Origin of the sequence: Amycolatopsis plumensis, assembly GCF_042652605.1 — a bacterium.
Taxonomy (GTDB): Bacteria; Actinomycetota; Actinomycetes; order Mycobacteriales; family Pseudonocardiaceae; genus Amycolatopsis; species Amycolatopsis plumensis.
Map to the genome: position 1 here is coordinate 7,245,324 of NZ_JBHSJY010000001.1, position 11,621 is coordinate 7,256,944.

Annotated in this window: 11 protein-coding genes and 1 pseudogene; 3 read left to right on the forward strand and 9 right to left on the reverse strand. The window is 70.5% G+C overall.

Translation table 11 applies throughout. The features are described 5' to 3' along the window. Positions 1 to 124: 124 nt before the first annotated feature. A complete protein-coding gene (locus ACFPLC_RS35190) occupies positions 125 to 415 on the reverse strand; it encodes a hypothetical protein (protein WP_378204891.1) in 291 nt (96 codons plus the stop codon). A 132-nt stretch (positions 416 to 547) separates the two neighbouring features. On the opposite strand from ACFPLC_RS35190, the gene ACFPLC_RS35195 reads away from it, so the two are divergent. Further along, positions 548 to 832, forward strand: a complete 285-nt coding sequence (locus ACFPLC_RS35195) for a hypothetical protein (protein ID WP_378204893.1) — start codon at positions 548 to 550, stop codon at positions 830 to 832. Positions 833 to 991: 159 nt separating this feature from the next. On the opposite strand, the pseudogene ACFPLC_RS35200 reads toward ACFPLC_RS35195, so the two are convergent. Together ACFPLC_RS35200 and ACFPLC_RS35205 are read right to left on the reverse strand one after the other, a co-directional pair. Beyond that, a pseudogene (locus ACFPLC_RS35200) lies at positions 992 to 1,837 on the reverse strand (ABC transporter substrate-binding protein); the annotation flags it as partial. A 112-nt stretch (positions 1,838 to 1,949) separates the two neighbouring features. Beyond that, positions 1,950 to 4,040 carry an alpha-galactosidase gene (locus ACFPLC_RS35205; protein ID WP_378204896.1) on the reverse strand — a complete coding sequence of 697 codons (2,091 nt, stop codon included), beginning with the start codon at positions 4,038 to 4,040 and terminating at the stop codon, positions 1,950 to 1,952. Between the two features lie 236 nt (positions 4,041 to 4,276). Here ACFPLC_RS35205 and ACFPLC_RS35210 point away from each other — a divergent pair, with 236 nt between their 5' ends. Continuing rightward, complete coding sequence (locus ACFPLC_RS35210; RefSeq protein WP_378236034.1) at positions 4,277 to 5,272, forward strand: hypothetical protein; 996 nt, start codon at positions 4,277 to 4,279, stop codon at positions 5,270 to 5,272. A gap of 47 nt (positions 5,273 to 5,319) precedes the next feature. Here ACFPLC_RS35210 and ACFPLC_RS35215 read toward each other — a convergent pair whose 3' ends face one another. Then, positions 5,320 to 6,276, reverse strand: coding sequence for a methionyl-tRNA formyltransferase (locus tag ACFPLC_RS35215; RefSeq protein WP_378204983.1), 957 nt, complete (start codon positions 6,274 to 6,276; stop codon positions 5,320 to 5,322). A 113-nt stretch (positions 6,277 to 6,389) separates the two neighbouring features. Between ACFPLC_RS35215 and ACFPLC_RS35220 the strand changes: the two genes are divergently transcribed. Continuing rightward, positions 6,390 to 7,688 (forward strand): lysine N(6)-hydroxylase/L-ornithine N(5)-oxygenase family protein, encoded by a 1,299-nt coding sequence (locus tag ACFPLC_RS35220; RefSeq protein ID WP_378204901.1) that lies wholly within the window; start codon positions 6,390 to 6,392, stop codon positions 7,686 to 7,688. Here ACFPLC_RS35220 and ACFPLC_RS35225 read toward each other — a convergent pair. From ACFPLC_RS35225 to ACFPLC_RS35245, 5 genes are read right to left on the reverse strand one after another with little or no spacing between them, the layout of a single operon-like run. Next, positions 7,675 to 8,067: a hypothetical protein gene (locus ACFPLC_RS35225; protein ID WP_378204904.1), complete on the reverse strand. Its 393-nt coding sequence runs from the start codon at positions 8,065 to 8,067 to the stop codon at positions 7,675 to 7,677. The genes ACFPLC_RS35220 and ACFPLC_RS35225 overlap by 14 nt on opposite strands. Positions 8,068 to 8,071: 4 nt before the next feature. Next, positions 8,072 to 8,557: a DinB family protein gene (locus tag ACFPLC_RS35230; protein WP_378204906.1), complete on the reverse strand. Its 486-nt coding sequence runs from the start codon at positions 8,555 to 8,557 to the stop codon at positions 8,072 to 8,074. A 20-nt stretch (positions 8,558 to 8,577) separates the two neighbouring features. Beyond that, positions 8,578 to 9,387: an ABC transporter ATP-binding protein gene (locus ACFPLC_RS35235; RefSeq protein ID WP_378204909.1), complete on the reverse strand. Its 810-nt coding sequence runs from the start codon at positions 9,385 to 9,387 to the stop codon at positions 8,578 to 8,580. A gap of 4 nt (positions 9,388 to 9,391) precedes the next feature. Continuing rightward, positions 9,392 to 10,450 carry a FecCD family ABC transporter permease gene (locus ACFPLC_RS35240; protein ID WP_378204912.1) on the reverse strand — a complete coding sequence of 353 codons (1,059 nt, stop codon included), beginning with the start codon at positions 10,448 to 10,450 and terminating at the stop codon, positions 9,392 to 9,394. After that, positions 10,450 to 11,487: a FecCD family ABC transporter permease gene (locus ACFPLC_RS35245; protein ID WP_378204914.1), complete on the reverse strand. Its 1,038-nt coding sequence runs from the start codon at positions 11,485 to 11,487 to the stop codon at positions 10,450 to 10,452. The genes ACFPLC_RS35240 and ACFPLC_RS35245 overlap by 1 nt, the downstream gene beginning before the upstream one ends. Positions 11,488 to 11,621 lie beyond the last annotated feature (134 nt).

The window sequence follows — 11,621 nt, forward strand, 5'->3', positions numbered from 1 at the left end:
CAGCTTCGTGTGTCAGCTGGTGGGACTTGCCCCCAGGGCTCTGGTGTCAGGTAACAGGGGCGGGACTGGTAAGAGGTGGCGGTTCCGGACGGGGCCGACGTGGCTCGCGGAGATGTCGGGCCAGCTATTCGCCGAGCTTGTCACCCTGGCCGTCGCGGGGCGGTTCGAGTCGTTCGAGAACTTGGCCGGCCAGTTGAGTCAGCGAGCGCAGCTGTGCGTCGATCGAGTCGAACCGTCCGGTGTGCTCTTGCAGGATGTCGGTGTGCTCCTGCTGGGTGCGCTGGACCGTCCGTAGGTCGGCACGGATCTCCTTGACGTCGTCGTCGACGCGCAGCGCGAGCCAGCGGGTTTCCGCGTGGTCGACGGCGAGCTTGCGCACCTTGCGGCTGAGGTCGTCGTTCTCGTCGGCTGCCATAGGAGCCACTCTACCGGCGTCCGGCGCCGCGGGAACCTGCTCGGTTGCTGGCCGCCGGCGCGTCCCGAAGTGGTACTGGCGGGGTGGGTTGCACGCCGTGACAGCCTGGCTGCGGCTGGCACAATGACTCCCATGACAAGCAGCAAGCGAGCCGTGTACGTGGTGCACGACCGCACCACGTCCGCCCAGCCCGGCATCCTCACGACCGCGTACGAGTCCGTCGAAAAGGCGATCGCGGACCTGAACGGGTTTCGTGCCCAGCAGCCCAGCAACCCCGGCCCGCTTGTCTGGTCCACCGGCCCCGGCTGGGCCGACGGCTGCGACGCCCAGGGCAACACGGTGTTCTACGTCTTCGGTCTGGCGGTCCAACCCGACAACGAGCCGGCCTACTTTGAGAAGTTCACCCGCAGGTCGTGACCGGCGTAGCCGTCGCGTGCAGAGTGGAGGCTGGTGGCGGGCGGGGTCTCAGATGGGGTCTCAGTTCGTCATGGTTCGGCGTGGCCGCTGGTGTTGCGCAGTTCGCGTTGACCTGCGGGAATGCACCCCTCGGACCCCATTGGACAGGTAGGCTCGGAACTCGAAATCGTGCTTCTTCGAGTCGGCGTTGGCGGCGAACCAGTTGCCCATCGGGTACATCGCGCCCTGGCCGTCGAGGAAGGCCTGCTCGGTCGCCGCGTAGTCGCGGGACACGCTGGTCTTGTCGACGTACCCCTTCGCGGCGAGGTCGGCGAGCTTCGAAAACGCGTGCTGGAACGCGGGATCGGCGAACTTCACCTTGTCCTGGCGGCGCTGGGTGAGCCAGTCCGGCATCGTGTCGTAGACCTCGGTGCTCACCAGTCCGGAGAGGATCATCGACGACGGGAAGCCGTCCTTGCCGCCGCCGATGGTGAACGGCGGAAAGCCCTTCTCCTTCAGCTTGCCGGCGACGGTGACGAGTTCGTCCCACGTCTTCGGCGGTGCCGCGATGCCCGCGTCGGCGAACATCTTCTTGTTGTAGTAGATCGGCGGAATGGTCTGGGTGTTGGCCGGCAGCTGGTAGTACTGGCCGTTGACCGGATTGGCCTGCGGGAACTGGAAGTCCTTCAGTTCCTCGGGCGTCCAGGCGTAGAGGTTGCCCGCTTCGGCGAAGCCGGCCGAGTCGACGGCGATCATCACGTCCGGGAACTGGCCGGACTGCAGAAGCTGCTTGGCGTACGACGTCCGCCCGTCGGCGGTCGGCGCGACGAGCTTCTTGACCTTGATCCCGGGATTCTTGTCGGTGACGCGCTTGATGGCGGCGTCCCAATAGGACGGTGTGAGGTTCGGCGTCTCGAAGGTCAGGAAGGTGATCTCCGCACCGTCGCTGCCGCCGGTGTTCGACCCGACCGAGCACGCGCTCACCGCCAGGAGCGCCGCTGCCCCCAGCGCCAGTGACCTTCTCATGACCGCCGCCTTCCGTCACCCACCATATGTGATGTACGAGGCATTCGATCGGACGTTTACCGCAGTGTCAAGCCTCGAATGCCGTCGAAAGGGCGTCAGGCAGCCTGATAGATCAGATCTTTACCCGCTCAAGCCGGACGACTCTGCTGGCGAAGTCGCCGGTCGGGAGGCCGGGCGGCAGTCCGCGGGCGAGGAGCACGGCGCCGCTGTGCGTGACACCGGAATCGGGATCCAGGTACCGGTGAGCGGGATCGAGACCGGCCAGCCGCAGGGGCCGCTCGGGCGCGTTGAAGTGCGCGGCCTGCCGGTAGGCGAACACGACCACGCGATCGCGGTGGACGTACTGGAGCGCGGTCACGCCGTCGTCGGCCGGCGGCCGGAGCCGGTACAGCGCGCCGTGCTGCACGACCGGCCGGATGTCCTTGTAGAGCGCCACGAGCTCCCGCGCGAGCGCGAGATCGTCGTCGGGCCAGTGCACGATGTCGCCGCCGAGGCCGAGCACGCCGGCCATGGCGACGTGGAACCGGAACTCGAGCGGCACCGAACGGGTCGTCACGAAGTTCGGGTTGTCGGTGACCCACGCCGACATCGCGCGGGCGGGGTAGACCTGCCCGTAGCCGTGCTGGATCCGCAGCCGGTCGAGCGCGTCGGTGTTGTCGGAGGTCCAGACCTGGTCGGTGCGGGCGAGCACGCCGAGGTCGAGCCGCCCGCCGCCGCCCGCGCACGCCTCGATCCGCAGGCCGGGGTGGTCCGCGCGCAGCCGGTCGAGCAGCGCGTACACCGCGCGGGTGTGCTCGACCCACAACCGGTCCTGGTCGCGTTCACCGGGCCAGCCCGCTTCGCTGAACGGCCGGTTCATGTCCCACTTGAGGAAGTCGATGCCCTGCGAGCCGACGAGCCGGTCGAGCCACTCGTGCGCCCACGCCGCGACGTCCGGGCGCGCGAAGTTGAGCACCAGCTGCCGCCGCAGCTCCGAACGGCGCCGGTGCGGGTGGTGCAGCACCCAGTCCGGGTGGGCGCGGTAGAGGTCGCTGTCGGGGTTTACCATCTCGGGCTCGACCCAGATGCCGAATCGCATGCCGAGCCCGTGCACCGCGTCGACCAGCGGCTTCAAGCCGTCGGGGAAGCGCGAACGGTTCACCTCCCAGTCGCCGAGCCCGGCGTGGTCGCCGGTGCGGGCGCCGAACCAGCCGTCGTCCATCACGAACAGCTCGACGCCGAGGGTCGCCGCCCGCTCGGCGAGGGCCCGCTGTCCCGCCTCGGTGACGTCGAACCCGGTGGCCTCCCACGAGTTGTAGAGCACCGGACGCAGCTCGTCCGGGTGCGGCAGGACGTGCGCGAGGACGTAGGCGTGCCACGCGCGGCTCGCCGCGCCGAACCCGCCGTCGGTGTACAGCCCGGCCGCGACCGGGGTGGTCAGCGGACGGCCCGGGCCGACGCGGTGGACGACGCCGTCCTGGCCGAAGCCGCCGCTCACCGTCAGCCGTCCGGTCGAGGACCGGGTGGTGGTCAGGCGCCACGACCCGCTCCAGGCCAGCGCGACCCCGTAGACCTCGCCGTGGCCCTCGGTCGCCGTGCCGTCGTCGACCATCACCCACGGGTTGGCGTGGTGGCTGGTAATCCCGCGGCGGCTGCCGAAGACGGTCTCGCCGTGCGGCACCGGCGATCGGTGCAGCTGTGTCTCCGCCGCCCAGCGACCGGTGACGTGGCTGAGCCGGTAGTCCTCGAACACCGGCAACGCCCAGGTGGCCGAATCGGCCCGGACGACTTCGACGTCGGTGTCCGCGCCGAGCTCGGTCCAGCGTTCGAGGACGGCCCCGCGCAGCCGGTAGTGCAGGGTGATCCGCAGCGGGTAGTGCCGGTCCTCGAAAAACAGGCGCAGGTGCCCGGCGGTGATGTCGTGGCCGGCGTACCGCCATTCGAGGGCCCGCGTCCCGTCGGCGAACCGGACCTGCAGGGCGGGTGTCCAGTACCGGGTGCCGCCGTCGGCGGCGAGTTCCCCGAGCCCTTCGTTCGGGTCGTTGAAGCCGTCCCACCAGGGAAGGGTGCTTTCCGCCAGCTCGACAACGTCGGCCTCGGGCAGGGCGGGGCCCCAGTAGACGTGGGTCGGGACGTCGTCTTCGTCGAGCCGCAGCGCGTACGTGCACGACTCCCCGGTGAGCACCCAGGTGCGGTGTTCTTCGAGGAAATTGATCACGGCCATGCGGGCCATCCTGCTCACCGCCGGGACCGCCGCCAAGGGATGTCCCACCCACCGGGCACCGCGCAAATGTGACGCCAGAGCCTCCGTAGTGTTATTTCCTGCGGCTGTTCGAGTGGCTTTCCGGAAATGACTTTGGTTCCGTCGGGTGGCCCTCGTAACAATGGGTGAGATCGGAAAGATTCGAGGGGTGGCGACGTGGCGGCGACGCCGGCTGTCGTCGACGAGGGGAGATTGCCGTGGTGGCGGAAAGCGAGTTGAGGGGTACGCCGGTAGTCCTGGAAATGCCGGACGACTGCCCGTGCCTGCCCGACCTCATCGAGGCCAAGCGCGCCGGGGGACCGCGGTTCGCGGCGATGCGGGCGGCGTACGAGCGCGAGCAGGGAAAGATCCTGGAAGAGTTCTACGCGCTCGATTTCCGGGCGGCGGTGCTGCTCGTCGCCGCCAAGGAGCGGAAGGAGGTGAACGGCGGTGCGGAGCGGGCGGTCCTCAAGATGAGGCTGTACTACGACCCGCTCGAGAGCACCACGGAAGTCGACGACGTCTTCCAGTCGGCTCGCCGGGTGGAGCGGAAGTACTCGGTCCTGCTTCGCGGGGAGACCCAGGAAATCCTCGCGCGGGGCATCTACACGACGGCGGTGGTCCTCCTGAGCGTGCTCGACGCGATGGTGCGTTCTCCGCACAAGTCCGAGCGGGTGACGGCCGCGGCCGCTTCGGCCAGGAAGGAGATCCGCCAGATCGAGCAGAACGCGCGCGATGCGGCGTTGGACCGCGCGCTCATCCGCTACCTCGGCGGTCTCGCCGTGGGGGCCGTGCTGGCCCTCGCCGTCGTGATCGGCCTGAATTTCCTGCCCATGCAGGCCGAATTCGGCCCCCGGCTGCTCACCTGCCTGGTGTCCGGTGCCGTCGGCGCGATCTTGAGCGTCATGACGCGCACGGCGAACCGGGAAAGGGTGCGGGTGGGCCTCGACCAGGGCCGGGTCGTGGTCTTCCTTTCCGGCGGTTTCCGGCTGATCATCGGCGCCATCTTCGGCGCGGCGATGTTCGTGCTCGTCGGCGCCGGACTGCTGCCGATCGCCGTTCCGGCCGGCCCGGAACAGGTCAAGTTGTTCTTCGCCGGCCTCGCTTTCCTCGCCGGGTTCAGCGAACGGTGGGCGCAGGACACGATCGTCCGCACCCTGCCCGGCGCCGTGGACCGGAACGCGGTCGAGCCGGCGCGGGGCAAGGACGGCTGACCGGTCAGGGCCGGTCGGTCAGTCCATCCATGCCCCCGCCACCACCCTCAACGGAGACGCTTCGCGTCACTGCACAAATATCCGCCCATCGTCTTGAAGTACTCGTGCGCGGGCAGTTCGGTCCCGTCGGCCGTGCGGACGCGCTCGACCAGCAGGCCGGGGGACTGCCCGCGGCGAGCCTCCGGCCCGGCGACGATCACCACGCCGTCGCCCTCGCGGATGAAGATCCGGCCCGGCGTGCCGCCGTAGTGGCCCCGCGACACCGACGCCTTGAGAATCCGCAGCTCCTCGCCGCGGTGGTAGGCGAACGCGTTCGGGTACGGGTCCGAAAGCGCGCGCACGAACCGCTCGAGGTCCGCGGGCGGCAGCGTCCAGTCGATCAGGCTGTCCCGCTTGGCCCGCTTGTGGAAGAAGCTCGCCTTGGACCGGTCCTGCGGCACCGGGGTGTAGCCGGTCTCGATCATCGAGATGGCTTCGGCGGTGATCGGCGCGATCAGGTCGACCGTGCGGTGGAAGAGGTCGGTCGTGGTGTCGGCGGGCCCGACCGGAATCGCGCGCTGCAGCACGATATCGCCGGCGTCGAGTTCGCCGTCCATCATGTGGGCGGTGACGCCGACTTCGGGCTCGCCGTTGATCATGGCCCAGATGAGCGGCGAGAAGCCCGCGTACGCAGGCAGCAGCGAGTCGTGGATGTTCAGGGTGCCGTGGCGCGGCAGCTCGAAGATCTCCGGCGGCAGCCAGGTGCGCCAGTTGTTCGCCACGATCAGGTCGAGGTCGGCGGCCTTGAGCTCGGCCAGCAGCTCGGCGTCGTCCGGGCGGGTCCGCAGCAGGACGCGGATGCCGTGCTCCGCGGCGAGGTCCGCGACCGAGTCGGCCCAGATCCGCTCGTAGGCGTGGTCGCTCTTCGGGTGGGTGACCACGAGGGCGACCTCGTGGCCGGCGTCGATGAGCGCCTGGAGGGTCCGGTGCCCCCAGGTCTGGTAGCCGAACATCGCCACGCGCATTCGAGAGTGCCTTTCGGGGTCGGGGACGAACATCACCACGAACGTACTAGGACAGGCTCGCCTAAGTTAGGTTAGGGTGCCCTGAACCGTACCGGAGCGCGCGAGGGAGCAACATGACTGCAGAGGTCCCGATCTACGACATCGTCGGCGTGGGCTTCGGGCCGTCGAACCTCGCTCTCGCGATCGCCCTCGCCGAGCACAACGCGGGCCCCGGGGACCCGGTGACCGCGCACTTCCTCGAGCGGCAGCCGCGCTTCGGCTGGCACCGCGGGATGCTGATCGACACCGCGACCATGCAGGTGTCGTTCCTCAAGGACCTCGTCACCATGCGGAACCCCACCAGCGAGTTCAGCTTCCTCAACTACCTGCACGCGGCCGGGCGGCTGGTCGACTTCATCAACCACAAGAACCTCTTCCCGCTGCGCGTGGAGTTCCACGACTACTTCGAGTGGGCGGCCGCGAAGGTCGACGACGTCGTCTCCTACGGCACCGAGGTCGTCTCCGTGACGCCGGTGTACGACGGCGCCGAGGTCGCGTACTTCGACGTCCGGGCTTCGGACGGGTCGACGCTGCGTGCCCGGAACCTGGTGATGGGCACCGGTTTGCGGCCCCAGCTGCCCGCGGGCGTCACGGCCGGGCCGCGGATCTGGCACAACAGCGAACTGCTCTTCCGCGTGGACGCCCTGCGGAGCGCCGACCCGAAGCGGTTCGTCGTGGTCGGGGCCGGCCAGAGCGCCGCCGAGGTCGCCGCGTTGCTGCACGACGAGTTCCCCCGCGCCGAGGTGTGCGCGGTGTTCGCCCGCTACGGCTACAGCCCGGCCGACGACAGCTCGTTCGCCAACCGCATCTTCGACCCGGACGCCGTCGACCAGTTCTACCGCGCGGGCGAGCCGGTCAAGGACCGCCTGATGCGCTACCACGGCGCGACGAACTACTCGGCCGTCGACCTCGACCTGATCGACGAGCTCTACCGGCGCGTCTACCGCGAGAAGGTGCTGGGCGTGGAACGGCTGCGGTTGTTCAACGTCTCGCGCCCGGCCGAGGTGACCGACGCGGGCACGGTGACGGTCGAATCCCTGACCACCGGCGAGCGCACGGTCCTGGACGCCGACGCGGTCGTCTACGCCACGGGTTACCGGCCCGCGGACCCGACGCCGCTGCTCGGCGAACTGGGCCCGCGGTGCCTGCGCGACGAGTCCGGGCGCCTGCGCGTCGAGCGCGACTACCGGCTGGTGACCGAAGCGCCCGTCCGCGGCGGGATCTACCTGCAGGGCGGCACCGAGCACACGCACGGCATCACGTCGTCGCTGCTGTCGAACACCGCGGTGCGGGTGGGGGAGATCCTGCAGTCCGTCGTGGACCGCCGGGTGGTCGCGGAGCCGGCCGGGGAGCTGGCGGTCAGCGCGCGCTGAAGCGCCACACGGCGGTGACGTCGTAGAGGAACGTCGAGCGCACGACGAGCGCCGGACCGGGAAGCGCCTGCTTCAGCCGGTCCAGCGCCTCTTCGGTGCCGGAGGGCCCGCGGGGCACCCAGACGCGCCCGGTCGACGGTGGCTCGAGGAACTCCCGCAGGCGCTCGAAGACGTCGTCCGGGGCGGCGGACAGCGCGTACTGCCGCTCGCCGGGGCCCTTCTCCGAGTGCGCCGCCGCGACGACCTCGAAGTGCCAGCACGAACCGGGATCGGCGATCCGCAGGTAGCCCTCGATCGGGCCGTCGTACCAGTCGAGCACGGCGAGCCGCTCGACGCGCAGGTCCGCCGGCGGGGTGGTCAGCAGGCGTTCGGCGAGCACGCCGTCAGCCCGCGGTGATCTGTTCCCGGAGGATGTCGCCGTGGCCGGTGTGGCGGGCGAGTTCCTCGATCAGGAACAGGTAGACGAACCGGAGGGTCACCTCGCCGACGACCGGGTGCGTCCACCGGTCGTCGAGCGAGAAGCCGGCCGCGATCTCGCGGGAGCGCGCGCTGGTCCGCTCGTACTCGGCGATCACGCCCTCGACCGTTTCGTCGTCGGCGACCGCGAAACTGACGTCCCCGGGAGTCGAGGGGCCGTCGATCTCGGCCTCGTCGAGCCCGGCGATCAGCCACTGGAACCACCGCCGCTCGGCGACGGCGGCGTGCTTGACCAGGGCGATCGGCGTGGTCAGGGACGGGACGAGCCGGCGCCGGGCGTCGGCTTCCGAGAGGCCTCGGAGGTTTTCGACGAGAGCGAGGCGGCCCCGGTCGATCATGGTTTCCAGCAGGTCACGCTCGGAGCCGGTGGTCTTCTCGGGCAGCACGTACATGCCGCCAGCTTGCCCGAGAATCAGCCCTGGTGCACCGGTGCCGGGTGGTGGCGGCTGATCGGGATGACCATCGGTGTCCCGCTCACCGGGTCCGGGGTCACCTGGCAGCGGACGTCGAAGACCTCCTCGACGAGCTCCTCCGTGATCACCGACGCCGGCTCGCCGGAGGCCACCACGCGGCCCGCCTTCATCGCGATCACGTGGTCGGCGTAGCGGCACGCCTGCGGGAGGTCGTGCAGCACCATCACCACCGTGCGGCCCTCCGCGCGGTTGAGGTCGACCACCAGGTCCAGCACGTCGATCTGGTGGGCGAGGTCCAGGTACGTCGTCGGCTCGTCGAGCAGCAGCACCGGGGTGCCCTGGGCGACCGCCATCGCGATCCACGCGCGCTGGCGCTGGCCACCGGAGAGCTCGTCCACCGGGCGGTCGGCCAGGTCGGTCATCGACGTGGCCTCCAGGGCGGCGCGGACCGCGTCTTCGTCCGATGTGGACCATTGGCGCCACCAGCTCTGGTGTGGGGCGCGGCCGCGGCCGACGAGGTCGGCCACCGTCATGCCCTCGGGCGCCACCGGGGACTGCGGCAGGATGCCGAGCCGCTGGGCGACCTGGCGGGTGGGAAGGTCCTGGATCGAGCGGCCGTCGAGGTACACCGCGCCCGACTTCGGGGTCAGCAGCCGGGCCATCGTGCGCAGCAGCGTCGACTTCCCGCACGCGTTCGCCCCGACGATCGCGGTGATCCGCCCGGGCGGGACGTCGAGGTCGAGGCCGTCGATGACGACCCGGTCGTCGTAGGCGACGCGCAGGTCCTGCACGCGCAGTGACGGTGTCATCTTCTCAGCCTCCGGAGCCGGATCGGTTGGCCCTGGCCAGCAGCCAGAGCAGCAGCGGGGCGCCGAGCGCGCCGGTCACGATGCCGACCGGCAGCGGGGACGCGGTGATCGTGCGGGCCAGGATGTCGCTGCCCAGCACCACGACCGCGCCGGTGAGCGCGGACGCCGTCAGTGGCGGGGAAGCCTGGCGCGCCAGGCGTTGCGCGATCTGCGGCGCGGTCAGCGCGACGAACGAGACCGGTCCCGCGGACGCCGTCGCGAAGGCCACCAGCCCGGCGCCGGACAGCAGCAGGCCCAGCCGCACCGGCTGCACCGGCGTGCCGAGCCCCGCGGCCACGTCGTCACCGAGCTGCAGCGTGCGCATCCACCGCGACAGGGCCAGCACGAGCGGCAGCAGCACCGCCAGCGCGACGGCCAGCGGGACGACGTGCTCCCAGCCGCGGTTGGCGAGGTTGCCGACCAGCCAGCCGATCGAGGCCTGGGCTTCGGTGATCTGCGCGCGGCTGAGCAGGTAGTCGGTCAGGCTGGTGCACATCGCGAAGATGCCGATGCCGACCAGGATGATCCGGTAGCCGGTGGTGCCGCGCCGCCACGCGAGGACGTACACGAGCAGGCCGGTCAGCAGCCCGCCGAGCAGGCCGAGGGTGGTGGTGCCGAGGCCGCCGCCGAAGCCGAAGGAGATCCCGGCGACGACGGCGGTGGCCGCGCCCGCGTTGATGCCGATCATGTCCGGGCTGGCCAGGGGATTGCGCGTGATGGTCTGGAACACCGCGCCGGACGCGCCGAACGCGAGCCCGGCCAGCAGCCCGGTCAGCGCCCGCGGCAGCCGCAGCTCCCGGACGATGTAGCCGGTGCCGCTGTCGCCGCCGCCGAACACCGCGGACAGGACGTCGGACACGCTCAGCGGGACGTCCCCGATCGTCATGCCCACGCAGAACAACACGAACGCGACCACGGCGAGCACCAGCGAGACGGCCACGAGCCGCAGCCGGACCTGCCCGGACACCGCGGGTTTCGCGAGGCGGAAGGTGACGCGGTCGCGCCGCACCTGCAGCAGGCTCATCAGGACTCCACCAGCTTGCGGCGGCGGACCAGCCAGATGAAGAACGGCGCGCCGACGAAGGCGACGATCACGCCCGCCCGGACTTCGCCGGGGCGCGCCATGACCCGGCCGAGGATGTCGGCGGCCAGCAGCAGGCAGGGAGCGAGGACGGCGGTGTAGGGCAGCAGCCACCGGTGGTCCGGGCCGATGACGAACCGCACGGCGTGCGGGACGATCAGGCCGAGGAACACGATCGGGCCGGCGACCGCGACCGAGGCACCGGTCAGGAGCGTGATGGCCAGCGCGCCGCGCAGCCGCAGCGGGCCCAGCCGCCGTCCGAGCGCGACCGCGACGTCGTCGCCGAGCGCGAGGCTGTTGAGCGCGGGGCCGCTGGCGATCGCCAGCACCACGCCGGCCAGGAGGAACGGCAGGACCCGCAGCAGCGAACCGCTGTCGACGCCGGCGAGCGAACCGGCCGACCAGAACCGGAAACGGTTGAGCGCCACCGGGTCCGAGAGCACCATCGCGCTGGTGAACGAGCCGAGCAGGGCCGTGACGGCGGCTCCGGCGAGGGCGAGCTTGACCGGGCTCGAGCCGCTGCGGCCGCGGGTGCCGAGGAAGTAGACGACCACCGTCGCGGCGAGCGCGCCGGCGAAGGCGAACCAGATGTAGCCGTAGAGCGAGCTGACGCCGAGCACGGTGATGGAGAAGACGATGGCGAACGCCGCTCCGGCGCTGATGCCGAGCAGGCCCGGCTCGGCCAGCGGGTTGCGGGTCAGCGCCTGCATGAGCGTGCCGGCCAGGCCGAGCGCGGCGCCGACCAGCACGGCCAGCAGCGTCCGCGGCATCCGGACACTGTGGATGATCACCGCGTCGGCCGAACCGTCGTCGTGCCACAGCACCTGCCAGACGGCGCCGAACGAAATTTCCTTCGACCCCAGCCAGACGCTCAGCAGGCACAGGAAAACCAGGACACCGAGAGCGGCCAGCAGACCGAGCGCGCGGCCCGTGTGTGGCGGGCGTCGCTTGAGAGCGATCCCTCCGGGGTCTGTTCGCACCGCACCTCCGACTGGTATTGATTTTAGGTAAGGCTAACCGATGGTACAGGAGTGCATCCTCACCATCCGTTTGTTAGGGTCACCTAAGTTCGCGCCCCGATCGGGGCGCCGTGAGCAGCGGGAGGCTGGTCTAT

Excerpts from the sequence above, each read along its gene's own strand:
- ACFPLC_RS35190 (WP_378204891.1), bottom strand. The coding sequence starts at position 415 with ATGGCAGCCGACGAGAACGACGACCTCAGCCGCAAGGTGCGCAAGCTC.
- ACFPLC_RS35195 (WP_378204893.1), top strand. The coding sequence starts at position 548 with ATGACAAGCAGCAAGCGAGCCGTGTACGTGGTGCACGACCGCACCACG.
- ACFPLC_RS35205 (WP_378204896.1), bottom strand. The coding sequence starts at position 4,040 with ATGGCCGTGATCAATTTCCTCGAAGAACACCGCACCTGGGTGCTCACC.
- ACFPLC_RS35215 (WP_378204983.1), bottom strand. The coding sequence starts at position 6,276 with ATGCGCGTGGCGATGTTCGGCTACCAGACCTGGGGGCACCGGACCCTC.
- ACFPLC_RS35220 (WP_378204901.1), top strand. The coding sequence starts at position 6,390 with ATGACTGCAGAGGTCCCGATCTACGACATCGTCGGCGTGGGCTTCGGG.
- ACFPLC_RS35230 (WP_378204906.1), bottom strand. The coding sequence starts at position 8,557 with ATGTACGTGCTGCCCGAGAAGACCACCGGCTCCGAGCGTGACCTGCTG.
- ACFPLC_RS35235 (WP_378204909.1), bottom strand. The coding sequence starts at position 9,387 with ATGACACCGTCACTGCGCGTGCAGGACCTGCGCGTCGCCTACGACGAC.
- ACFPLC_RS35240 (WP_378204912.1), bottom strand. The coding sequence starts at position 10,450 with ATGAGCCTGCTGCAGGTGCGGCGCGACCGCGTCACCTTCCGCCTCGCG.